At 65.2% G+C, this 22,702-nt stretch carries 23 protein-coding genes, 3 tRNA genes and 1 other RNA gene; 21 read left to right on the top strand and 6 right to left on the bottom strand.

Features of this window, described 5'->3' with window-relative positions; translation table 11 throughout:
• Positions 1-52: 52 nt before the first annotated feature.
• The 6 genes from CSC70_RS09775 to truB all read left to right on the top strand — a co-directional run bounded on the left by CSC70_RS09775 (position 53) and on the right by truB (position 6,716).
• Positions 53-129: transfer RNA gene (locus tag CSC70_RS09775), tRNA-Met, on the top strand.
• Between the two features lie 160 nt (positions 130-289).
• A complete protein-coding gene (locus CSC70_RS09770; protein ID WP_162456451.1) occupies positions 290-862 on the top strand; it encodes a ribosome maturation factor RimP in 573 nt (190 codons plus the stop codon).
• Positions 863-1,001: 139 nt separating this feature from the next.
• Positions 1,002-2,513 (top strand): transcription termination factor NusA, encoded by a 1,512-nt coding sequence (gene nusA / locus CSC70_RS09765; RefSeq protein ID WP_162456450.1) that lies wholly within the window; start codon positions 1,002-1,004, stop codon positions 2,511-2,513.
• 94 nt (positions 2,514-2,607) lie between these two features.
• Positions 2,608-5,217, top strand: coding sequence for a translation initiation factor IF-2 (gene infB, locus CSC70_RS09760; protein ID WP_162456449.1), 2,610 nt, complete (start codon positions 2,608-2,610; stop codon positions 5,215-5,217).
• Between the two features lie 97 nt (positions 5,218-5,314).
• The gene (rbfA, locus tag CSC70_RS09755) at positions 5,315-5,686 is read left to right on the top strand and encodes a 30S ribosome-binding factor RbfA (protein ID WP_162456448.1); all 372 of its coding nucleotides are present in this window, start codon (positions 5,315-5,317) and stop codon (positions 5,684-5,686) included.
• 67 nt (positions 5,687-5,753) lie between these two features.
• Positions 5,754-6,716 carry a tRNA pseudouridine(55) synthase TruB gene (gene truB / locus CSC70_RS09750; protein ID WP_162456447.1) on the top strand — a complete coding sequence of 321 codons (963 nt, stop codon included), beginning with the start codon at positions 5,754-5,756 and terminating at the stop codon, positions 6,714-6,716.
• A gap of 9 nt (positions 6,717-6,725) precedes the next feature.
• Here the strand turns inward: truB and CSC70_RS09745 are convergent, their stop codons facing one another.
• Entirely contained in the window at positions 6,726-6,887 is a 162-nt protein-coding gene (locus CSC70_RS09745) for a hypothetical protein (protein ID WP_162456446.1), read from the bottom strand.
• Here CSC70_RS09745 and rpsO point away from each other — a divergent pair.
• The 3 genes from rpsO (at position 6,880) to CSC70_RS09730 (ending at position 9,572) form a co-directional block, all read left to right on the top strand.
• Positions 6,880-7,140 (top strand): 30S ribosomal protein S15, encoded by a 261-nt coding sequence (gene rpsO / locus CSC70_RS09740; RefSeq protein ID WP_162456445.1) that lies wholly within the window; start codon positions 6,880-6,882, stop codon positions 7,138-7,140. The two genes, CSC70_RS09745 and rpsO, sit on opposite strands and share 8 nt — an antisense overlap.
• A 144-nt stretch (positions 7,141-7,284) precedes the next feature.
• A complete protein-coding gene (pnp, locus tag CSC70_RS09735; RefSeq protein WP_162456444.1) occupies positions 7,285-9,393 on the top strand; it encodes a polyribonucleotide nucleotidyltransferase in 2,109 nt (702 codons plus the stop codon).
• A gap of 88 nt (positions 9,394-9,481) precedes the next feature.
• A tRNA-Ser gene (locus tag CSC70_RS09730) sits at positions 9,482-9,572 on the top strand.
• A gap of 65 nt (positions 9,573-9,637) precedes the next feature.
• Here the strand turns inward: CSC70_RS09730 and CSC70_RS09725 are convergent.
• Positions 9,638-10,117, bottom strand: coding sequence for a hypothetical protein (locus CSC70_RS09725; RefSeq protein ID WP_162456443.1), 480 nt, complete (start codon positions 10,115-10,117; stop codon positions 9,638-9,640).
• A 131-nt stretch (positions 10,118-10,248) separates the two neighbouring features.
• On the opposite strand from CSC70_RS09725, the gene CSC70_RS09720 reads away from it, so the two are divergent.
• Positions 10,249-10,656, top strand: a complete 408-nt coding sequence (locus CSC70_RS09720; RefSeq protein ID WP_162456442.1) for a DUF6165 family protein — start codon at positions 10,249-10,251, stop codon at positions 10,654-10,656.
• Positions 10,657-10,681: 25 nt separating this feature from the next.
• Here the strand turns inward: CSC70_RS09720 and CSC70_RS09715 are convergent, their stop codons facing one another.
• Together CSC70_RS09715 and CSC70_RS09710 are read right to left on the bottom strand one after the other, a co-directional pair.
• The gene (locus tag CSC70_RS09715; RefSeq protein ID WP_162456441.1) at positions 10,682-11,698 is read right to left on the bottom strand and encodes a fatty acid desaturase; all 1,017 of its coding nucleotides are present in this window, start codon (positions 11,696-11,698) and stop codon (positions 10,682-10,684) included.
• Between the two features lie 132 nt (positions 11,699-11,830).
• A complete protein-coding gene (locus tag CSC70_RS09710) occupies positions 11,831-12,874 on the bottom strand; it encodes a glycosyltransferase family 9 protein (protein ID WP_211369464.1) in 1,044 nt (347 codons plus the stop codon).
• A gap of 21 nt (positions 12,875-12,895) precedes the next feature.
• Between CSC70_RS09710 and CSC70_RS09705 the strand changes: the two genes are divergently transcribed.
• On the top strand, positions 12,896-13,645 hold the full coding sequence (locus CSC70_RS09705; protein ID WP_162456440.1) for a 3-deoxy-D-manno-octulosonic acid kinase: 750 nt from the start codon (positions 12,896-12,898) through the stop codon (positions 13,643-13,645).
• Complete coding sequence (locus CSC70_RS09700; protein ID WP_162456439.1) at positions 13,645-14,418, top strand: MBL fold metallo-hydrolase; 774 nt, start codon at positions 13,645-13,647, stop codon at positions 14,416-14,418. Before CSC70_RS09705 ends, CSC70_RS09700 begins: the two co-directional genes overlap by 1 nt.
• Positions 14,419-14,516: 98 nt before the next feature.
• Here the strand turns inward: CSC70_RS09700 and ffs are convergent.
• Positions 14,517-14,613, bottom strand: an RNA gene (gene ffs / locus CSC70_RS09695) — signal recognition particle sRNA small type.
• Between the two features lie 647 nt (positions 14,614-15,260).
• Here ffs and CSC70_RS09690 point away from each other — a divergent pair.
• From CSC70_RS09690 to CSC70_RS09675, 4 genes are all read left to right on the top strand, one after another.
• Positions 15,261-16,412, top strand: a complete 1,152-nt coding sequence (locus tag CSC70_RS09690; protein WP_162456438.1) for an efflux RND transporter periplasmic adaptor subunit — start codon at positions 15,261-15,263, stop codon at positions 16,410-16,412.
• A complete protein-coding gene (locus CSC70_RS09685; protein WP_162456437.1) occupies positions 16,409-17,569 on the top strand; it encodes an ABC transporter permease in 1,161 nt (386 codons plus the stop codon). The genes CSC70_RS09690 and CSC70_RS09685 overlap by 4 nt, the downstream gene beginning before the upstream one ends.
• Positions 17,566-18,255, top strand: a complete 690-nt coding sequence (locus CSC70_RS09680) for an ABC transporter ATP-binding protein (RefSeq protein ID WP_211369463.1) — start codon at positions 17,566-17,568, stop codon at positions 18,253-18,255. Before CSC70_RS09685 ends, CSC70_RS09680 begins: the two co-directional genes overlap by 4 nt.
• 107 nt (positions 18,256-18,362) lie before the next feature.
• Entirely contained in the window at positions 18,363-18,512 is a 150-nt protein-coding gene (locus CSC70_RS09675; protein ID WP_162456436.1) for a hypothetical protein, read from the top strand.
• 125 nt (positions 18,513-18,637) lie between these two features.
• Here the strand turns inward: CSC70_RS09675 and CSC70_RS09670 are convergent.
• Positions 18,638-18,730: transfer RNA gene (locus tag CSC70_RS09670), tRNA-Ser, on the bottom strand.
• Between the two features lie 185 nt (positions 18,731-18,915).
• Between CSC70_RS09670 and dnaX the strand changes: the two genes are divergently transcribed.
• The 5 genes from dnaX to CSC70_RS09645 all read left to right on the top strand — a co-directional run bounded on the left by dnaX (position 18,916) and on the right by CSC70_RS09645 (position 22,696).
• Entirely contained in the window at positions 18,916-20,601 is a 1,686-nt protein-coding gene (dnaX, locus tag CSC70_RS09665; RefSeq protein ID WP_162456435.1) for a DNA polymerase III subunit gamma/tau, read from the top strand.
• A gap of 5 nt (positions 20,602-20,606) precedes the next feature.
• Positions 20,607-20,927, top strand: coding sequence for a YbaB/EbfC family nucleoid-associated protein (locus CSC70_RS09660; RefSeq protein WP_162456434.1), 321 nt, complete (start codon positions 20,607-20,609; stop codon positions 20,925-20,927).
• A gap of 60 nt (positions 20,928-20,987) precedes the next feature.
• Positions 20,988-21,587 carry a recombination mediator RecR gene (recR, locus tag CSC70_RS09655; RefSeq protein WP_162456433.1) on the top strand — a complete coding sequence of 200 codons (600 nt, stop codon included), beginning with the start codon at positions 20,988-20,990 and terminating at the stop codon, positions 21,585-21,587.
• 261 nt (positions 21,588-21,848) lie between these two features.
• Positions 21,849-22,229: a hypothetical protein gene (locus CSC70_RS09650; protein ID WP_162456432.1), complete on the top strand. Its 381-nt coding sequence runs from the start codon at positions 21,849-21,851 to the stop codon at positions 22,227-22,229.
• A 116-nt stretch (positions 22,230-22,345) separates the two neighbouring features.
• Complete coding sequence (locus CSC70_RS09645) at positions 22,346-22,696, top strand: histidine triad nucleotide-binding protein (protein ID WP_162456431.1); 351 nt, start codon at positions 22,346-22,348, stop codon at positions 22,694-22,696.
• The last annotated feature ends 6 nt before the right edge of the window (positions 22,697-22,702 follow it).

Genomic DNA, 22,702 nt, shown 5'->3' with positions numbered 1-22,702 from the left:
GGTGCAGCGCACTTGCAACAATCCGGCCGGTTCCGCATAATTCCGCTTCTGCTGCGGGGTGGAGCAGTCTGGCAGCTCGTCGGGCTCATAACCCGAAGGTCGCAGGTTCAAATCCTGCCCCCGCTACCAAGTTTCCGGTCCCGGTCGTGCCCTGGCACTACCGATCGGGACTCGGGCTCGCGAAAGGCGCATGCTGCTGGCGCCGTTCGCATCCAGCGTCATCGGACAAGGGGCCCATTGGGCCCCTTGCCTTTTCCGGAAGGCGTTTTTCTTCAGGTGTTTCGGTTGCATGAGCGAGAAGGCAAGCCACATCGCGAATCTGCTGGCCCCGACGGTGCAGGCCCTCGGGCTGGAGCTGCTGGGGGCGGAATACCTGCCCGCGCCGGGCGGCGCCACCTTGCGCCTGTACATCGACGTGGCCGAAGCCGAGCGCGACGCCCGCACCGTCAACATCGACGATTGCGAGGCGGTCAGCCGCGAAGTGTCGGCGCAGCTGGACGTGGAAGACCCGATCAGCGGTAACTACACGCTGGAAGTGTCTTCGCCCGGCGTGGACCGGCCGCTGTTCGCGCCGGCGCAGTTCGCCCGTTTCCGCGGCGAAACCGTCAAGGCGATGCTGAAGCTGCCGCAGGATGGTCGCCGGCGCCTGCAGGGAACGGTCGTCCGCATCGATGGCGATCGGATCGTGTTCGCGCTGGAATCGGGCGATGAAGTGGCGGTCGCGCACGACAACATCGACAAGGCCCGGCTGGTGCCGGACTGGGTGGCGCTGGGCATGGCGCCGCAGCCGAAGAAGAAGGCGGGGACCGGCAAGCCGTCGCGGAAAGCGGCAGCGGCCGGTCCGACCAAGGTGGCGCGGTAACGGGGTATCGGAGTCAGAGACAAGAAGGCCTCTTCGGTCCGGAGGGGCGACGTGGCGCGGTTTCCGCGCCGTGGCGGGGGATGCGCGGTGGTCCGGCGCATCCGGTGCGAGATTCGCGAGTTTCCAGAGAGCTTAAGAGATGAGTAAGGAACTGTTGCTGGTAGTCGATGCGGTGGCCAACGAGAAGGGCGTGCCGCGCGAAGTGATTTTCGACGCGATCGAGGCTGCGCTGGCTTCGGCGGCGAAGAAGCGCTACCCCGACGAGGACGTGCTGACTCGGGTCAGCATCGACCAGAAGGACGGCACCTACGAAACCTTCCGTCGCTGGGAGGTGGTGGCCGACGACGTGGTGATGGAGTCGCCGGACCGCCAGCTGCGGCTGATGGATGCGGTGGACGAAGCCGAAGGCGTCGAGGTCGGTGACTACATCGAGGAGCAGATCGAGAACGCCGAATTCGGCCGCATCGCCGCCCAGGCCGCCAAGCAGGTCATCGTCCAGCGCGTGCGCGAGGCCGAGCGCCAGCAGGTCGTCGATGCGTGGAAGGATCGCGTCGGCGAACTGGTCACCGGCGTGGTCAAGCGCGCCGAGCGCGGCAACATCTACGTCGACCTGGGCGGCAACGCCGAGGCCTTCATTCCCAAGGACAAGGGCATTCCGCGCGACATGCTGCGCACCGGCGACCGCGTTCGCGGCTACCTGTTCGACGTGCGTTCCGAGCCGCGCGGCCCGCAGTTGTTCATCAGCCGCGCCGCGCCGGAATTCATGATCGAGCTGTTCAAGCTGGAAGTGCCGGAAGTCGGCCAAGGGCTGGTCGAAATCAAGGCCTGCGCGCGTGACCCCGGCGACCGCGCCAAGATCGCCGTGCTCGCCCACGACACCCGCACCGACCCGATCGGCGCCTGCATCGGCATGCGCGGTTCGCGCGTGCAGGCGGTGTCGAACGAGCTCAACGGCGAGCGCGTGGATATCGTGCTGTGGAACGACAACCCGGCCAACTTCGTCATCAACGCGATGGCGCCGGCCGAGGTGCAGTCGATCATCGTCGACGAGGAAAAGCATTCGATGGACCTGGCCGTCGCCGAAGACCGCCTGGCCCAGGCGATCGGCAAGGGCGGGCAGAACGTGCGCCTGGCCAGCCGCCTGACCGGCTGGCAACTCAACGTGATGACCGCCGACCAAGTGCAGGCCAAGAGCGAGGCCGAGCAGGCCGCCGCGCGCGAACTGTTCATGGCCAAGCTGGAAGTCGACGAGGAAATCGCCGCCATCCTGGTCAGCGAGGGCTTCAGCACGGTCGAGGAAATCGCCTACGTGCCGGTCGGCGAGCTGCTGGCGGTGGAGGGCTTCGACGAGGACATCGTCGAGGAACTGCGCGCCCGCGCCCGCGACGCCCTGCTCAACGAAGCGCTGGCCGAGGAGGAAGAGCTGGACGAGAACCAGCCGACCGAGGACCTGCTGGCGCTGGAAGGCATGGACGAGGACACCGCCTTCGCCCTGGCCGCGCACGGCGTGCGCACCAGCGAGGACCTGTCCGACCTGGCCGCTGACGAGGTGGTCGAGTTCGGCATCGAGGGCCTGGACGACGAGCGCGCCGCGGCACTGATCCTGGCGGCCCGCGCCGAGGAGATCGCCCGTCTGGAGCGCGGCGAATGAGCCGGACATGAACGCGGCCCGTTTGCCAACAGGGCTAAAATCGACACCCCCTCCGGGTTGATGCGGAGGGCAGAACGCAAAACGCAGGATTCGAATGACGCAGCAAACCACCATCCGCAAGCTTGCCGAACTGGTCAATACGCCGGTCGAGAAACTGCTCGAGCAGTTGTCCGAGGCGGGCATGAAGTTCGCCGATCCCGATCAGGTCGTGACCAGCGCCGAGAAGCTCAAGTTGCTGGGCTTCCTGAAGCGTGCCCATGGGAAGGGCAGCAAGCCGGCCGAAGAGGTCGCCGCGCCGAAGAAGATCACCCTGAGCCGGCGCAAGGTCCAGGAAGTGACGGTGGCCGCCGGTCGCAGCAAGACCACGGTCAACGTGGAGGTGCGGCAGAAGCGTACCTACGTCAAGCCCAGTGAGAGCGGCGAAGCGGCTGCGGACAAGACCGTCAGCGCCGAACGCGAGGAAATCCTGCGCAAGCTGGAAGAATCCAAGCAGCGCAACCTGGAAGAACAGCGCGAGTTGGCGGAGAAGGATCGCCAGCGCGCCGAGCAGCGCGAGCGTGAGGAGGCCGAGCAGGCTGAAGCCGAGCGCCAGCGTGCCGCCGCCGAGGCGGAAGCCGCCGCTGCCGCGCTGGAGGACGCCACCGATAGTCCGCGTGCCCCGCGCGGCGCGGCGCATGCGCCCAAGAGCGCTCCGCGCAAGGACCCGCCGCGCGCCGACGACCGTTCCGCCGGACACCGGCACAAGACTCGCGGCTCGCACGCCATGGTCTCGGGTATCGAGGACGACGAAAACGCCAGCCGCTTCGCCGGTCAGCTGCACCTGAGCGCGGCCGACCGCGCCCGCCGCGGTGCGGCCCGCGGCAAGCCGAAGCCCAGGCGCGGAATGGAGCCGTCGCGTGGCGGCGGTGGCGGCGCGCACGGATTCGAGCGTCCGACCGCGCCGGTGGTGCGCGAGATCGCCATCGGCGAAACCATCACCGTGGCCGATCTGGCGCAGAAGCTGGCGCTGAAGGGCGGCGACGTGGTCAAGGCGCTGTTCAAGATGGGGGTGATGGCCACCATTACCCAGAGCATCGATCACGACACCGCGGTACTGGTCACCGAGGAACTGGGCCACAGGGCCGTTCGCGCCGAAAGCGAGGACGCCGAGGACGCGCTGCTGGCGCATGCCGAGGAAGTGCAGGGCGACAAGCTCCCGCGCCCGCCGGTGGTCACCATCATGGGCCACGTCGACCACGGCAAGACGTCGCTGCTGGATTACATCCGCCGCACCAAGGTCGCCACCGGCGAAGCCGGCGGCATCACCCAGCACATCGGCGCCTATCACGTGGAAACGCCGAAGGGCGTGATCAGCTTCCTCGACACCCCCGGACATGCCGCGTTCACCGCCATGCGCGCCCGCGGCGCCAAGCTGACCGACATCGTGGTGCTGGTGGTGGCCGCCGACGACAGCGTGATGCCGCAGACGATCGAGGCGATCCAGCACAGCCGCGCCGCCGGCGTGCCGCTGATCGTGGCGATCAACAAGGTCGACAAGTCCGAAGCCGATCCGCAGCGGGTCAAGAACGAACTGCTGGCGCAGGAAGTCGTGGCCGAGGAATTCGGCGGCGACATCCAGATGGTCGAACTGTCGGCCAAGACCGGGCAGGGCGTGGACGAACTGCTCGACGCGATCTCGCTGCAGGCCGAAGTGCTGGAGCTGAAGGCGGTGGCCGACGGCCGCGCCAGCGGCGTGGTGATCGAATCCTCGCTGGACAAGGGCCGCGGCCCGGTGGCGACGGTGCTGGTGCAGCAGGGCAAGCTGGAAAAGGGCGACTACCTGGTCTGCGGCGTGCAGTACGGCCGCGTGCGCGCACTGTTCGACGAATCCGGCAATCAGCCGGATTCGGCCGGTCCGTCGATCCCGGTGCAGATCCTCGGCCTGTCCGGCGTGCCGGATGCCGGCGACGACTTCGTCGTGGTCGAGGACGAGCGCCTGGCCAAGGACGTGGCCCAGCAGCGCGACGCCAAGCGCCGCGAGTCGCGTCTGGTGCAGGCGGCGGGCAACCGCATGGAAGACATCATGGCCCAGATGGGCAAGGGCGAGGGCCAGCAGGTCCTCAACCTGATCGTCAAGGCCGACGTGCAGGGTTCGGTGGAGGCGCTGCGGCATTCGCTGACCGCGCTGTCCAACGAGCAGATCCGCATCAACATCCTCAGCTCCGGCGTCGGCGGGATCACCGAATCCGATGCCAACGCGGCGGTGACCTCCAAGGCCACGATGATCGGCTTCAACGTGCGTGCGGACGCCTCCGCGCGCCGGATCGTCGAGACCAACGGCGTGGACCTGCGCTACTTCTCGATCATCTACGACGTGATCGACCAGGTGAAGCAGGTGGCGTCCGGCCTGCTGGGCGTGGAGATCCGCGAAGAGATCATCGGTATCGCCGAGGTCCGCGACGTGTTCCGCAGCTCCAAGTTCGGCGCGGTCGCCGGCTGCATGGTGGTCGAAGGCGTGGTCAAGAAGTCGCGCCCGATCCGCGTGTTGCGCGACAACACCGTAATTTTCGAAGGCGAACTGGAATCGCTACGTCGCTTCAAGGAGAACGTCGAGGAAGTGCGCAACGGCACCGAATGCGGTATCGGCGTGAAGGCCTACGACGATGTCAAGGCCGGCGACCAGATCGAATGCTTCGAGCGCATCGAGGTGCAGCGCACGCTGTAATGAAGCGGGGAACGAGTGGAGAAGAATGAGGAACGAGTTTCGTCGATCCTATCCCGCTTCCACTCGTTTCTCTTCCCTCTTCACTCGCTCCTGAATCATGCCTTCCAAGTCCTTCCACCGCACCGATCGCGTTTCCGCCCAGCTCCGCCGCGAGCTGGGCACGCTGGTGCACGAGGCCGTGCGCGAGTACGGGTTGCCTTCGGTCAGCGTGTCCGACGTCGAGGTCACCCGCGACCTGGCCCATGCCAAGGTGTACGTGACCGCGCTGCAACCGGAGCGTTCCGCCGAGGCGGTGAAGGGGTTGAAGGAGCTTGCGCGCGAGCTGCGGATGGCGCTGGCGCGGGCGATCAAGCTGCGCCATGTGCCGGAGCTGCACTTCCACTACGACGACTCGGTCGACCGCGGCGAGCGCATCGACCGCCTGCTGAGCGAATTGCCGCACCACGACGGGTCCGACGAATCGCAATGACGGCCGCGCCGCGGCGCGTGGCTACCCGCAGCGGCGCTTCCGCCTTCCCGCGCCTACAATCGCGCCGATGACGCAGAAGCCGAAAAAGACCCGCTTCCGCCCGCTGGACGGCATCCTGCTGCTGGACAAGCCGTCCGGGCTCAGCTCCAACCAGGCCCTGCAGCAGGCGCGGCACCTGTTCCGCGCGGCCAAGGGCGGGCATACCGGCAGCCTGGACCCGCTGGCGACCGGGTTGCTGCCTTTGTGCTTCGGCGAGGCCACCAAGATCGCCGGCAGCCTGCTCGGCGCGCGCAAGGCCTACGACACCGTCGCCCGGCTGGGCGTCACCACCGATACCGACGACGCCGAAGGCCAGGTGTTGCGCGAACGCCCAGTGCCGCCGATCCCGCTGGGCCGGCTGGATGCGGTCCTGCGCTCGCTGACCGGCTCGCTGCAACAGCGCCCGCCGATCTATTCGGCGCTCAAGCGCGGCGGCGAACCCTTGTACGCCAAGGCGCGCCGCGGCGAAGCGGTGGATGTGGAAACCCGTCCGGTGACCGTGCACCGCTTCGAACTGCAATCGGCTGCCGACCTGCTGGACGACGGCGAGCCGCTGCTACGGCTGCAGGTGGAATGCGGTTCCGGAACCTATGTGCGCAGCCTGGTCCGCGACCTGGGCGAGGCGCTGGGCTGCGGCGCCCATGTGCAGGAACTGCGGCGGCTGTGGGTGGACCCGTTTCGCGAACCGCGGATGTGGACGCTGGAGGCGTTGCGCGAACTGGCCGCTCGCGACGAACGGTCGCTGGACGCCTGTCTGCTGCCGCTGGAGGCGGGGCTGGTCGGGCTGCCGCCGGTCGAGCTGACCGAGGCGGCCGCGCTGCGTTTCCGTCAGGGGCAGCGGTTGGCCGGGGTACCCGGGCGCCCCGGGCCGGTGGCGGTGTTCGGCCCCGAGGGCTTGGCACTGGGCCTGGGTAGCCTGGACGGGGAGGACCGACTGGCGCCGCAGCGGCTGTTCAACCGGCCCGACATCTCCCCGGACGGGGATTGTTAACGCCTTGTTTCAAAAGGCGGCTGCGACTACAATACGCGCGCCGATTTTCGGCACATCGGCCTTCACGGCCACTCCCAATCGACAGTAAACGGCGAGCCAGGTGGTGCGCGCGGAGGACAGCCCGCGTTCCTGCCGGTCACGCATCCAGAAAAGAGAAACGACCATGTCCATCGATACCCAGAAAGTCATCGCCGAGCACGCGCGCGGCACCAACGATACCGGTTCGCCGGAAGTCCAGGTGGCCCTGATCACCGCCCGCATCGAACAGCTCAGCGAGCACTTCAAGACCCACAAGAAGGACCATCACAGCCGGCGCGGCCTGCTGCAGCTGGTCAACCGCCGCCGCAGCCTGCTCGACTACCTCAAGCGCAAGGACGGCGACCGCTACAAGACCCTGATCGAGAAACTCGGTCTGCGCCGTTGATCCAGATACCCGCCGCGGCGCAGTGATGCGCCGCGGTTCGTTTTTCCGCAACACGCAATCGCATCACCGGCCGGCTGCACGGCCACCCGCCCGGGGCAGGGGTTCCGGACGGTCCAGTCAAGAAAGCTTCCTTAAGGAACCAACGTGGCAAAAATCACCAAGACCTTCCAGTACGGCAAACACACTGTGACCCTGGAGACCGGCGAGATCGCTCGCCAGGCCAGCGGCGCCGTCATCGTCCGGATGGACGACACCGTCGTGCTGGTCTCCGCCGTCGCCGCCAAGAGCGCGCGCGAAGGCCAGGACTTCTTCCCGCTGACCGTCGACTACCAGGAGAAGTTCTACGCCGGCGGCCGCATTCCCGGCGGCTTCTTCAAGCGCGAAGGTCGCGCGACCGAGAAGGAAACGCTGATTTCGCGGTTGATCGATCGTCCGATCCGCCCGCTGTTCCCGGAAGAGTACAAGAACGAAGTGCAGATCATCGCCACGGTGATGTCGCTGAACCCGGAAGTGGACGGCGACATTCCGGCCATGATCGGCGCCTCCGCCGCCCTGGCCCTGGCCGGCACCCCGTTCCAGGGCCCGATCGCTGCCGCCAAGGTCGGCTACAAGGATGGCGAATACATCCTCAACCCGACCGCCAGCGAACTGGCCGAGTCGCAGCTGGAGCTGGTCGTGGCCGGCACCGCCAACGCCGTGCTGATGGTCGAGTCGGAAGCGCAGCTGCTGTCCGAAGAGGTGATGCTGGGCGCGGTGACCTTCGGCCATCGCGAGATGCAGAAGGTCATCAACGCGATCAACGAGCTGACCGTCGAAGCCGGCACCAAGCCGAGCGACTGGGTCGCCCCGGCCAAGAACGACGCGCTGATTTCCGCGCTGAAGGAAGCCGTCGGCGGCAAGCTGGCCGAAGCCTTCCAGGTGCGCGACAAGCTGCAGCGCCGCGACGCCATCGCCGCGATCAAGAAGGACGTGGTCGAACAGCTGGCTGGTCGCGTCGAGGCCGAGGGCTGGAATCCGGCCGAGCTGTCCAAGGAGTTCGGCGAACTGGAGTACCGCACCATGCGTGACTCGGTGCTGGACACCAAGGTCCGCATCGATGGCCGTGCGCTGGATACCGTGCGCCCGATCACCGTGAAGGCCAGCGTGCTGCCGCGTACCCACGGTTCGGCGCTGTTCACCCGCGGCGAGACCCAGGCCATGGTGATCACCACCTTGGGCACCGCCCGCGACGGTCAGGTGATCGATGCGGTCAGCGGCGAGTACAAGGAAAACTTCCTGTTCCATTACAACTTCCCGCCGTACTCGGTGGGTGAGTGCGGCCGCATGATGGGGCCGAAGCGCCGCGAGATCGGCCACGGACGTCTGGCCAAGCGTGGCGTGCTGGCGGTGATGCCGTCGCTGGAAGAATTCCCGTACACCATCCGCGTGGTGTCCGAGATCACCGAATCGAACGGTTCCTCGTCGATGGCTTCGGTCTGCGGCAGCTCGCTGGCGCTGATGGATGCCGGCGTGCCGGTCAAGGCGCCGGTGGCGGGCATCGCCATGGGCCTGGTGAAGGAAGGCGACCGTTACGTCGTGCTGAGCGACATCCTGGGTGATGAAGACCACCTGGGCGACATGGACTTCAAGGTGGCCGGTACCTCCGAAGGCGTGTCCGCGCTGCAGATGGACATCAAGATCGACGGCATCACCGAGGAGATCATGAAGACCGCGCTGGCGCAGGCCAAGGCCGGTCGCCTGCACATCCTCGGCGAGATGGCCAACGCGCTGACCGCGCCGCGCGCCGAACTGAGCGATTACGCGCCGCGTCTGCTGACGATCAAGATCCACCCGGACAAGATCCGCGAAGTGATCGGCAAGGGTGGTTCGACCATCCAGGCCATCACCAAGGAAACCGGGACCCAGATCGACATTCAGGACGACGGCACGATCACCATCGCCTCGGTCAACGGCGCCGCCGCGCAGGCCGCCAAGGCGCGTATCGAGCAGATCACCTCGGACGTCGAGCCGGGTCGCATCTACGAAGGCAAGGTTGCCAAGATCATGGATTTCGGCGCCTTCGTCACCATCGCCCCCGGCAAGGACGGCCTGGTCCACGTCTCGCAGATCTCGTCCGAGCGCGTCGAGAAGGTCAGCGACAAGCTGAAGGAAGGCGACGTGGTCAAGGTCAAGGTTCTGGAAGTCGACAAGCAGGGCCGCATCCGCCTGTCGATGAAGGCCGTGGCCGAAGGCGAGGGCACGGCGGCCGAATAAATAAGGCCGGCAGGCCGGCGCCGGCTTGTCCGCGCCGGTCGCTGTCCTTATCATCACGCCCCCGGCGTCCGCGCCGGGCAGCAGATCCGGAGAGGTGGCAGAGCGGTTGAATGTACCTGACTCGAAATCAGGCAGGCGTTAATAGCGCCTCGGGGGTTCGAATCCCCCCCTCTCCGCCAGTTGCACGAAAAGCCCCCGAACGGGGGCTTTTTCGTGTCCGGAAGGCAGTGAACCGGTCGCCGGCCTAGTCGCCCTTCTTGTCCTGCTTCTTGCCGTCGTCGCCGTTCTCGACGCGCAGGGTGCTCTGTTCGTTCTTCAGCTTCGAGTGCGAAGCCGGCTTGACCTGCGACGATTCGACCTTCAGCGTGCTTTGCGCTGGTCGGGAAAGGCTGGAGCGGTCTTCGTTGTGCGGTCCGCTGTCCGTGCGAATGGTGCTGGACTGCGACCGTGTTTCGGACGTGTCGCTGGTGCCGAAGCTGCCGCCCTGTACCTGCACGCTACTGTCGTCGGTGGAGCGGATTTCCGAGGAGTCGCTGGTCTTCACCCCGCCCTTGGCGGTCTGCGAGGATCGTGCAGGCGTCTTCAGCCTGGATTGGTCCGTGGTGGTGAAACCGCCGGAATCCTTGGATTGTTGTGCGCTGGCCGTGGAGATGAGTGCAATCGAGGTCAGCAAGGTGCCCGTGAGCAGCAGTCGGGAACGGACGCGGAATGCGGAGTGGAGCATGGCAATCTCCCGGGAGTGGTGATGTCCCGATCCTGACACGGGCAGTGCCAATGTCAAATCCGCCAGCCGCAGGCGTAGGCGGCTTGGATGGCAGGGCATACAATGCCGCCACTTGGTTACAGGGAATGCACATGTCCGAGATTCATACCCCGGTGTCCTTCGGCGAACTGCTCGACAAGATCGCCATCCTGCAGATCAAGTCCGAGCGCATCGGCGATCCGGCCAAGCTGACCAACGTGCGCAACGAACTGTCGGCGCTGGAAAGCACGTGGATGGCGCACCCGGCCGCCGGCCACGATATCGCGGCGCTGCGTGGTCAGCTGAAGGCGGTCAACGAGCGCCTGTGGGAGATCGAGGACGACATCCGCCTGAAGGAAAAGGCGCAGGAATTCGACGACGAATTCATCCGACTGGCGCGCAGCGTGTATTTCGAGAACGACGAACGCGCACGGATCAAGAAGGAGATCAACCTGGCGCTGGGCTCCAGCTACGTCGAGGAAAAGTCCTACCAGGACTATCGCAGCGGCGCGGCGCCCTGATTGCAGCCGCTGCTGCGTTCCCGTGTCAGCCGGTCGCCTTGGCGAGTTGACCGAATCCGATCATCCGCTGGTTTTCCTCGTCCCACAGCTTGAGCCGCGCGCACTTCAGGCTGGACCACAGGGTCAGCCGCGGTGCCGACTGCAGCAGGCTGCTGGATTGGAACGCCTCGCGCAGCCGGTAATTGGGGATGCGGCTGGCCAGGTGGTGGATGTGGTGGTAGCCGATGTTGCCGGTGAACCAGTGCAGGACCGCCGGCAGGTCGAAATAGGAACTGCCGGCGATCGCGGCCTTGGCCGAATCCCAGCCGTCCTTGCGCACCCAGTAGGCGCCTTCGAAATTGTGCTGCACGTAGAACAGCCAGACGCCGGTGGCGCCGGCCAGCAGCACGATCGGCAGATGCACCAGGAACACCGTATGCCAGCCGATGGCGAAGCCCAGCAGCACGATCGCCAGCAGCAGCATCAGGTTGTTGAGCATCACGCTGGCCCATTCCTTCTTCCAGGTGAAGGGCAGGTCGAACGGGAAGCGGTGCTTGATGACGAACTGGTAGAACGGACCCACCCCCAGCAGCACCGGCACGCTGCGGTACAGGCGGTAGGACAGGCGGCCCAGCCATGAGCGGGCGCGGTATTCGGCCACGGTCAGGGTCATGATGTCGCCGATCTCGCGCTTGTCCAGATTGCCCGAACTGCCGTGGTGGATGGCGTGGGTCTTCTTCCAGTAGCCGTACGGGAACAGGGTGATCACCCCCAGGCAGCGCCCGACCACGTCGTTGGCGCGGCGGCTGGGAAAGAACGAGCCGTGGCCGCAGTCATGCTGGATGATGAACAGGCGCACGTAGAACCCGGCCGCGGGCACCGCCATCAGCAAGGTCCAGCCGTAGCCCCAGTCGCCGACCACGCTCCAGGCCATCAGCGCCCACAGCGCCAGCAACGGCGGCAGGGTATTGAGCAGTTGTCCGATGGCCTTGCCGGTCTGCGGCTGGGCATAGTGGCTGCACAGCTTGCGCAGCTGTGCGGCGGATTGGGCAGCGAGGCTCAAGTGCGGTTCTCCCCTGTGGTGCGGACAGAGTATTCGGCCTGCAGATGACAACGCAATCACGTTCGCAGGCGTATGGAGCTTTCGGATGAATGCTGCAAGTGCAAAATCCCGGCCGGTATCGGGTTCTGGCGGTTACCGCTGGTCGGCGCGATAGCGTTCGAACGCGGCAATCGCGTCCTTGACCTCGACCAGCGCCATCACGTCGTCGAATTCGATCTTGGTGCCCCACGGCAGCGCCTCGCCCGGTTTGCCCAGATACTTGCGCGCGGCAGCATCGTACTTGTCCACGCAGTAGCGCAGATCCGAATACGGACCGCTGCGACGCGGATTGCTGGCCGCATGCAGGCCCAGCACCCTGGTGCCCATGGCGTTGGCGATGTGCATGGGGCCGGAGTCCGGGGTCATGACCAAGTCGGCGCGTTCGAGCAGGGCGGGCAGCTGTTTCAGGGTGTCCTTGCCGACCAGGTCCAGCGCCTGGCCCCGCATCGCCGCGACGATGGCGTCGGCAGTGCTGCGCTCCAGTTCGCTGCGGCCGCCGCACAGCACCACCCGCCAGCCGTGCGCCAGCGCATGATCGGCGACCGCGGCATGGCGGTCGGGATACCAGTTGCGGCGCACGTGGCTGGAACAGGGCGAAATCAGCAGGGTCGGGGTTCCGTCCTGTGGCCACTGGGCGGCAGCCCACTCGCGTGCGGCCGCCGGAACCGGCAGGTTCCAACTCACCTCGGTCTGCTTCAGGCCCAGCGGCTCGCAGAAGCTGCCCATGGCGTCGAGCACGTGGATGCCGGGACGGTCGGGGATGCGTTCGTTGACGAACAGCCCATGCAGGTCCTTGGAGCGCGCGCGGTCGTAGCCGACCCGGCGGCGGGCGCGGATGAAGGCCGACAGCAGGTTGGCGCGGGCCGCTACCTGCATCTGCAGCAGCACGTCGAAGCCCTCGGCAGGCAGTTCCCGGCGCAGCGCGCGCATACCGGCCAGTCCGCTGTTCTTGTCGTAGACGTGGAAGGTCACGCCGGGCAGGCCCTCCAGCAGTCGGTGCCCAGCCTTGTCGATCACCCAATGCAAACGCGTCTGCGGCCAGTGCGCCTGCAGCGTGTGCACCAGTGGCAGAACATGGGTGACATCGCCGAGCGCGGACAGGCGCAGGATGCAGATCGAGGCAGGAATTGCGGGCAAGTATTGATAGACTCGGAAGGAATGATCGATTTCGATGCCCGTGAAACGCTGACGCCGTTCCACACGGAGCGTGGGCTGGGAGCGATTCTGTTCGACCGCGAGTGCTTTCGGCAAGCCAGGCCGGAATGGATGTCACCCGAATTCTGGGGCGACAAGGCGCGCCCGGTGGACAGCGGCGGCCGCGGCGGCGCCTGGTTCGTCGATGCGCCGTTCGCGCCTTGCGTGTTGCGGCAATACCGGCGCGGCGGGCTGGCGGCGAAGTTCAGCCGCGACCTTTACTGGTGGTCCGGACCGGACCGGACCCGCAGTTTCGCCGAATTCCACCTGACCCGCGCACTGCTGCTGAAAGGCCTGCCGGTACCGCGGCCGGTGGCCGCCAGCTATGTGCGCGAAGGGCTGCGCTATCGGGCCTCGATCCTGCTGGAGCGGCTGCAGGACGTGCGCTCGCTGGCCGACCGCATGCAGGTGGCCGGGTCCGACGCGCCGTGGGAAGAGGCCGGCCGGCTGGTGGCGCGCTTCCATCGTGCCGGCCTGGACCATGCCGACCTCAACGCGCACAACCTGCTGTTCGACAGCCAGGGCAAGGGCTGGATCATCGATTTCGACCGCTGCGCGCTGCGCATCCCGGCCACCGGCTGGCGCGAACGCAACCTGGCGCGATTGCAGCGCTCGATGCTGAAATTGCGCGGCCAACGCGGCGAGGACGAAGTGAAGTACGACTTCGCCCGCCTGCGGCGCGCCTACGATACGGTCTGGGGCCGCGGCTACTGATGGCCTGGACCCTGCGGCTGCAAGGCGTCGGCAACGCCTTCGCAGTGGAACTGGGATCCGCCATGGCCACGCTGGAGCGCGACGGCATCCCGTGGCTGACCATCGACTGCGGTGGCGAGGGCCTGAGTCATTACCTCGAACAATACGACGGCGCCTATCCGTCGGCGCTGTTCCTGACTCATGCGCACCTGGATCATGTCTCCGGCTTCGAGCGCCTGTTCGTCAGCGCCTGGTTCTCCGAAGCGCGGCGCGGGCGGGTCAAACTGTACGTGCCGGCGCCGCTGCTGCCATTGCTGCACCAGCGCATCGGCGAATACCCCAACGTGCTGGCCGAAGGCGGGGTCAACCTGTGGGACGCCTTCCAGGTGATCCCGGTCGGCGAGGCGTTCTGGCACCAGGGCGTGCGCCTGGAGGTGTTCCCGGTCCGTCACCACTGGCCGCAGAGCGCGTTCGGCTTACGACTGAAGGGCAGCCTGGTCTGGACCGGCGATACCCGGCCGATCCCGGAAATGCTGGCGCGCTACGCCGACGACAACGAACTGGTCGCGCACGATTGCGCCCTGCACGGCAACCCTTCGCACAGCGGGGTGGACGACCTGGAGCGCGAGTACCCGCCGGCGCTGCTGCAACGCTGCCTGCTGTACCACTACGCCAGCACGGCGGAAGGCGAACAACTGGCTGCGCGCGGGCACCGGGTCGCCCATCCCGGTGAGGTCATTATCCTGGCCGAACCGACCGCATTGCAGGCGCATGCCGGGCAGAATCTGGGCTGAGCGCGCGCCGCGCGATGAGTAGGCAGTCAGGACAATGATGCCGTCGCAACGACAGGATGGAGTGAATGGCGGCTTCTTTGAGGGCCGAAAAGGTGGCGACCCCGCCGGTTGACCTCGGCACCCGCGTCGACCGATACCGTTGCTGCCTTCCGGCCCTGGCGGGATTTTCGGTCTAGCGTCGCGAGGGACCGACGGGGTCACCATGGACGCGGGCCGCGCAGCGCGCGGCCCGGGAAGCTGGCGGAAGAGTGGGAAATCAGGTCCTTTGTATAAAATTTCCCAATAAAAACAGGCGCTTGAAGTAAGTTTGCCCGGTGTGGGCGCGCCCCCGCGATGTGCGAAAAGTGTCCCATACGGGCGCAGGCCCGTCAATTTGAGGGGCTGTCTGGGGGTAGTTCAAGCGGCGAAATCCCGAATTTCGGACTCATCGGGTTTACCGCGAGAACGTACGATCCGGATGATTGTGTTCGGCTGTCGCATGGCCGTCCAAATATCTTCGACCACCGGCCCGGTCGCAGCTTCACCGCCTCGATGCGGAACTTGTCCCCAAGGCGATCGCTTGCACTGCCTCCTGCACGGCGCAAGCTCAGCAAGGTAGCGAATTCTGCAAGCCGCATTCCGTAATACATGCTTACAGTTCGACAGCCATTCGTGACAACGAAGTTGGCATGCTATCTCCGTTGCGATTACGTCCGAGGTGTTGCGCCTGCTGTCGATGCAATCGCAAGCCATGCTGGCGCAGTTGACTCCAATGCGCTGATGCGGGCCCGGATGGCGGTCATGGTCGGTCGTCACGGCCTTGATCCGTTTCTTTCATCATCTTCTCGCCAGTCACTTCCGACATGTATAACGGTTTCCACAAACGCTGCTGGTTCCGGGCGGCGGCGGTTCTGTCGATTGCGCTTGTCCTGATGCTTGCATGGTATTTGCTTCGGGCCGATGCTCCCCCGCGCGAGCAGGTACAGGCAGGGCAATTCGAGGTAACGATACGTGCCCCTGCCACGTTGGATGCGCTGGATATCGCGGCGCTCAGACCCAAAGTTACGGGTCACGTGGTTCTACTGCCGGTTGATGTTGGCGATGTTGTCGATGCTGGTGCACGACTGGCGCAACTGGATGACCGCTCTCTGCGCGCCACATTGGAGCAAGCTGAGGCAAGTGTGCGGGTTGCACAGGCCGGTGTGCAGCAATCCCTTGCTCAGCTCAGTCAGGCACGCACGGCGGTCGAGTTGAGCCGGCGCAAACTGGACAGGGCCAAGGAGCTCCAAGCTGGTGCGTTCATTAGTCGTGCAGATCTCGATGCGGCAATTGCCGAGCATGAAACTGCACTGGCACAGTCGAGCAATGCCGCTGCGGCCATCCCGCGTGCGCGGGCGGAGTTTGAAGCGGCTTGCGCAGCGGCAAACGTCGCCAGCGTCAATGCCGGGGAGGCCGTCGTTCATGCGCCGTTTGCGGGCATGATCGTTGCCCGCCATGTCAGTATCGGCGATCTTGCATCCCCCGAAACCGTAATCATCCACCTCGTTTCACAGGCTTCGGTGGTCTTGTCTGCACGTGTGGACGAAGCTTCACTATCTGTATTGCAGCCGGGACAGACTGTCACCGTCCGCTTTCGCTCTGCACCCGATACACCTTTCAGTGGAAAGATTCGCCGGATTGGCCGTGAGGTGGATGGAGAGACCCGTGAACTGGCGGTCGATCTGGAACTGGACACTCTGCCGCCGGCATGGGCGCTTGGCCAGCGCGCTGATGTCGACATCGTGCTTGGTACCGTCGAGCATGCCCTCAGCATTCCGCAGGGCTGGGTCGTCAACCGGGAGGGGCGTCACCAGGTCTGGGTCGATGTTGGCGGGCGTGCGCGTCGTCGGGACGTTATTCTGGGTGCGCGCGGCAACAATCGTGTGCAAGTCGTGTCGGGCCTAGCGGCAGGAGAAGTTGTGCTTGCGCCAACTGGACTCTCTCTTGGCCGGCGCATCCGGCCTGCATCGCAATGATGAATCTGGCCTGGCGCGACATACGCCACAATGCGCTGCGCTTCGCGTTGACCGGGTTCGGCATCGCATTGCTGACGTCCGCGGCAATGATGATGAACGGCGTGTATCGCGGCATTGTCAGCGATGCGCTGTTGCTGATCGACCGTATCGGAGCGGACATCTGGCTGGTTCAGGGCGGCACCCAAGGGCCTTTTGCTGAGGCTTCGTCGGTGCGCCGCAACCTTGTGCAGCGCGCAGAGGGTGTCCCGGGCGTCGCCGAGGCCCGCGCCTACGCAAGCGTGTCGCGGCGCATCGGGGTCGACGGCGACTTGCGGCAGGTCAGCCTACTGGGACTGGATTATCCGATGGATGCCGGTGTCTGGCTGCCGCTCACCGAGGGGCGTGGCCTGGGGGCAGGGCATTACGAACTGGTGGCGGATGATTCGCTTGGCGTTGCGGTAGGCGACATTCTTCATGTAGGTCATGACGACTACACCGTCGTTGGACTGATGCATGGCATGCTCGAGTCCAACGGAGATCCCATTCTTGGTGTCAGCCTGCAGGATCTGTTGACCATCCGCGCATGGGCTCCGAGCGAGGCGGTACTGCTGCGGCGCGAAGAGGCTGCCGCTTCTTCGCGTGGCATCGTTTCCGAGAACATGGATCCGGGTGCTGTGGCTGCAGTGATGTTGCGGTTAGAGCCTGGTGCGGACATTGCCGCGCTGCACCGGGTCCTGTCCGGCTGGCCGGACATTTCGGTCGTGACACGCGATCAACAACGAGACCTGCTGGTCAACGGTCGTCTTGAACGGCTTCGCAAACAGATACTGCTGTTCACGGCAATCCTGGTCGTGATTACCGGGGTGGTTGTCACGCTGATCATTTACACGATGACGCTGGAGAAGCTGCACACCATTGCCATGCTTAAACTCATTGGGGCCCCAAATGGCGTGGTCGTGGGGATGATACTTCAACAGGCGGTACTCCTCGGGATCGGGGGTACGCTGCTGGCGACGGCCATGTCCCATCTCATGGCTCCGGTTTTCCCGCGCAGATTGTTTTTGCTGCCAGCCGACGCGCTGCTTCTGCAGGGCATCGTCCTTGTAACGTGCCTGATTGGCAGTACGGTCGGCTGCATGAAGGCGCTGTCGGTGCGTGCCCAGGACGTACTGTCGTGAGCCGCCCGTGCCCGCTGGAAATGCGCGGAGTCCGTAAGGTCTATGGTTCGGGCGACACGCAAGTCACCGCATTGGACGGAATCGACCTGAAGCTGGAAACGGGAGGGCTTGCCGCATTGCTTGGCCCCAGCGGATGCGGAAAGACCACTCTGCTTTTGATAGCAGGATTGCTGGAACCGCCCACGAGCGGTGAGGTGTTCGTTGCCGGCCAGGCGATCAATCCCGATGACACTGCCGGTTCGCGGTTGCGATCCTTCCGGCGTCGGCATATTGGTTTCGTGTTCCAGAAGGCAAACCTGATTCCGTTCCTCAGCGCGCGAGAGAACGTGCAAATCGCAATGGAGGTCGACGGCAAGGACAGCGAGGATGCCGCTCGCCGCAGTCGGGAACTCCTCGAATATCTGGATGTCATCCATCGCGAAAACAACCTGCCGCGGCAATTGTCGGGCGGAGAGCAACAGCGTGTGGCCGTCGCTCGGGCGCTGGCCAATCGCCCGCAGCTGGTCCTGGCCGATGAGCCGACGGCTGCGCTTGATTCAAGGCGAGGCCGGCAGGTCTTCGAACTGTTTGGCAGGATTGCCCGGGAACAGGGAACCAGCGTGCTGTGTGTCACCCATGATCAACGATCGCTGGATGTCTTTGATCGCCTGTTGCACATGCAGGATGGTCGACTGGTAAAGGGCTGAACCGAGCCGCTATGCGTTGCCGTGCGGGCCGGGCAGATCGCCGCGATCATTGGTTGAATCGGGGGGGGTACCTTACAGACGTAACCAAGTTGCCGGTGGGAACGTTCGTGAAGCTGGAGAGCCCGGACATGACGATGGCGAAGCTACCGACATTGGGTGGTCCCAACGTGGGAACCATGAGTATCTTGACTGCCAAGATCAAGGCGGAGCGGGACGCGAAGCGAGAGGCGACCGAGAGCCAGCGGGCCAAGCTCTGAACAACAAAAAGGCCACCTCGACGGGTGGCCTTCTCGCCCACATGGCCCAGTACATCAGGCGTGGTAGGTCTTTTAGTAGGGGAGTTCCGGAATTGCTTGGCCGGAGCCACTACCTGTTGGATAACTGGCGGAGAGAGGGGGATTCGAACCCCCGAAGCGCGGTTTAGACGCTTACACACTTTCCAGGCGTGCTCCTTCAACCACTCGGACACCTCTCCGGACCCGAATACGGCCATCCGGACGCCATTCAGGGGCGCAAATTCTAGCGGGCACAGGCATTTATTGCGAGCCCCCGGCGTCTGGGGCGGCAGGAACGGGCGCGGGTCCGTTCATCCGGCCCGGTGATGGCGGGCGCGGTGAATCCGTCCTTGGAACGATCTGCCTGGCGGGGCACAATGGACAGATGTCGTATCTCGTCCTCGCCCGTAAGTGGCGGCCCCGGCGCTTTTCCGAACTGGTCGGCCAGGAGCACGTCGTCCGTGCCCTGACCAATGCGCTGGACAGTGGCCGCGTTCACCACGCCTTCCTGTTCACCGGCACCCGCGGGGTCGGCAAGACCACCATCGCGCGCATCTTCGCCAAGTCGCTGAACTGCGAACGCGGCACCAGCGCCGAGCCCTGCGGCGAATGCGCGGCCTGCCTGGATATCGACAGCGGCCGCTACATCGACCTGCTGGAGATCGATGCGGCCAGCAACACCGGCGTGGACGACGTGCGCGAGGTGATCGAGAACGCGCAGTACATGCCTTCGCGCGGCAAGTTCAAGGTCTATCTGATCGACGAAGTGCACATGCTGTCGAAGGCGGCGTTCAATGCGCTGCTGAAGACGCTGGAAGAGCCGCCTGAGCACGTCAAGTTCCTGCTGGCCACCACCGACCCGCAGAAGCTGCCGGTGACGGTACTGTCGCGCTGCCTGCAGTTCAACCTGAAACGGCTGGACGAGGCGCAGATTTCCGGGCAGATCGGCAAGATCCTGGCCGCCGAGGGCATCGAGGCCGACGACGGCGCCGTGCGCCAGATCGCCAAGGCCGCCGACGGCTCGCTGCGCGACGGCCTGTCGCTGCTGGACCAGGCCATCGCCTATGCCGGCGGCAAGCTGGATGACGCCACCGTGGCGGCGATGCTGGGCACGGTCGACCGCACTCAGGTCAACGCCTTGCTGGCGGCGCTGGCAGATGGCGATGGCGTCACGCTGCTGGCGACGGTGGCCCGGTTGGCCGAATTTTCCCCGGACTGGGGCGGGGTGCTGGAGGCGCTGGCCGAGGCCCTGCACCGGATCCAGGTCCGCCAGCTGGTCAATGGGGCCGAGATCGAGGCCGACGGCATCGAGGTGGACGCCTTCGCGGATCGCCTGCGGCCGGAAGTGGTGCAGCTGTGGTACCAGATGGCGCTGAACGGCCGCCGCGACCTGTACCTGGCGCCCAGCGCGCGTGCCGGCTTCGAGATGAGCCTGCTGCGGATGCTGGCGTTCCGCCCGGCCCAGGCCGGCGACATGACGGCGATGGCGCCGGCAACACCTGCCGCGGCGACGCCCGCGCCGCAGGCACAGGAAGGTGGAGCCAAAGGCGGCAAGACGCCGGCCGCGCCGGCTGCCGCTGCCAGGGCGGCGACGTCGCCTGTGGCCGAACCCGCGCCTGCCGCGGTTCCGCCGCCGCCCGTGGAACGCAAGGTTGAGCCCGCGGCTGTGCCGTCGCGCCAGATCCGCGATGCCGAACAGTGGCTGGATCTGGTCGGCGCCTGTGCGCTGAAGGGGCCGTCGCGCGAACTAGCTGCCAATGCCGCCTTCGCCGGTTACGCCGACGCGGTGCTGCGGCTGTCGCTGGCGCCCGGATTCGAATACCTGCGCACCGAGCGTTCGGTCGGAGACCTGGCCGAAGCGCTGGCGCCGGCGTTGGGCGGGATGCCGAAGATCGTGTTCGACACCGGCGGTGCCAAAGGCGAAACCCTGCAGCAGCGCAACCACCGCGAGCGCGACGAGCGCCAGAGCGCGGCCGAAGAAAGTTTCATGAACCACCCGGACGTGCAGCGGCTGATCGAGCAGCGCGGCGCCAGGCTCGTGCCGGACTCCATCCGTCCCTTCGAGGAATAGACCCCATGCGTGGAAACATCGCCCAACTGATGCAGCAGGCGCAGAAGATGCAGGAAAACCTGCAGCGCGCCCAGGAAGAACTGGCCAAGCTGGAAATCACCGGCAGCGCCGGCGGCGGCATGGTCAGCGTGACCCTGACCGGCAGCAAGGAATGCCGCAAGGTGCGGATCGACCCGTCGGTGCTGTCCGATGCGGAGATGCTGGAAGACCTGATCGCCGCCGCCTTCAACGACGCTTCCAACAAGGTCGATGCCGAAACCAAGGACCGGATGGGCTCGGCTACCGCCGGCATGCCGCTGCCGCCGGGAATGAAGCTGCCGTTCTGATTCCGCTTCCCGTCAACGGCGGGGAACGGCATCGGGCGAATACAGGGCACGGCGAGCGCAATGACGGCTTCGTTGCTGGAACAACTGATCGAGGCGCTGAAGGTGCTGCCCGGCGTCGGGCAGAAGTCCGCCCAGCGCATGGCTTACCACCTGCTGGAACGCGAGCGCGAAGGCGGGCGGCGGTTGGCCGAAGCGCTGGAGGCGGCGATGGAGCGGGTGGGGCATTGCGTGCAATGCCGCGACTTCACCGAGGGCGATCTGTGCGCGATCTGCGCCAGCGCCAGCCGCGACCGGCAGCTGATGTGCGTGGTCGAATCGCCGGCCGACCGGCTGGTGATCGAACAGGCGACCGGTTTCCGTGGCGTGTATTTCGTGCTGCAGGGGCGGCTGTCGCCGCTGGACGGCATCGGCCCGGCCGAACTCGGTCTGGACCGGTTGTCGGCGCGGCTGGCCGAAGGCGAGGTCGCCGAACTGATCATCGCCACCAATCCGACCGTGGAAGGCGAGGCCACCGCGCACTACCTGGCGCAACTGGCGCGCCAGCACGGCGTGCGCCCGAGCCGGCTGGCCCACGGCGTACCGCTCGGCGGCGAACTGGAATACGTCGATCGCGGCACGCTGCAGCACGCCTTCGGCTCGCGCAGCGAAATGACGTTGTAGGGCGCGTTAGGCTCCATAGAGAGAGTGAAATTGGAGAGAGGTCATGTGGTTTCAAGTGCTTACACTCATTGGTCTCGCCTTTGCAATCGGATATCTCGTAGATACAAAGAAGGCAGTGAACAGGTTGCAAGCTCAAGTTGAGCACTTGCACAGCGTCATGCTCAAAGAATTCGAGCGGCGCTAATCTATGTGACCTAACAACTCATTCAGGCTAACGTCGCTTCACGGCACGGCTTAATTCAGGTGTTTGCGCCCAGATCAATGCTCGATGAGCTTCTTCAATCACTAACGCCCTCAGAATTGATGTTTATTGCTGAGTGCGACTACGGTGTTGACGCCGACATTCACTTTGAAGAACTCAAAAAGCTGGTTGCTGGTCCAAGCCATCACCTGACTGAAGGGCTCTACTGGCATCCTTACGAGGTTATTGAGCTTTGTGCGAATTCCTTGAAACCAGGACATGAGCGGGAATTTGTAACGTGTACGTTGCTGGTTCTGCGTGCAGTGGCGTCTGGGTACGACACGTCTACCAACCTGGACTTGAAGCTGGCGGAGCGGGCGCAAGACTATGATGTGCTTCCAGCGCCTTATCGAGAAGCGATCCTTGACGCCTATCTCAGGCTGGGTGCTAACGGCCATTAAAGCTTACGCCGTCAAATGACGCAGCATGATTCGGGCGACACGCCTGGATGAAACGCATTCGCGGCTCACGCCGCTCCTACAATGAAGCGATTCCGGATTCAGGAAGATATGACGCCATGAACGACACCCTCTTCGGCAAGATCATTCGCCGCGAAATCCCCGCCACCATCGTCTACGAGGACGACGATGTGCTGGGCTTCAAGGACATCGCGCCGCAGGCGCCAGTGCACGTGTTGTTCATTCCGAAGAATGAGTTGATCCCGACGCTTGACGACCTGCAGCCGGAGCAGGCGCATCTGATCGGCAAGCTGGCGCTGGCCGCGGCCGAATATGCGCGCCGCGAGGGCTTCGCCGAAAACGGCTACCGCGTCGTGATGAACTGCCGCGAGGACGCTGGGCAGACCGTGTTCCATATCCACCTGCACCTGCTTGCCGGTGCGCCGCTGGGGCATTTCGGCGCTGGCTGATCGCGG

This window comes from Pseudoxanthomonas kalamensis DSM 18571 (assembly GCF_010211745.1).
GTDB lineage: Bacteria > Pseudomonadota > Gammaproteobacteria > Xanthomonadales > Xanthomonadaceae > Pseudoxanthomonas_A > Pseudoxanthomonas_A kalamensis.
This window is presented reverse-complemented; position numbering and strand designations above follow the sequence as displayed.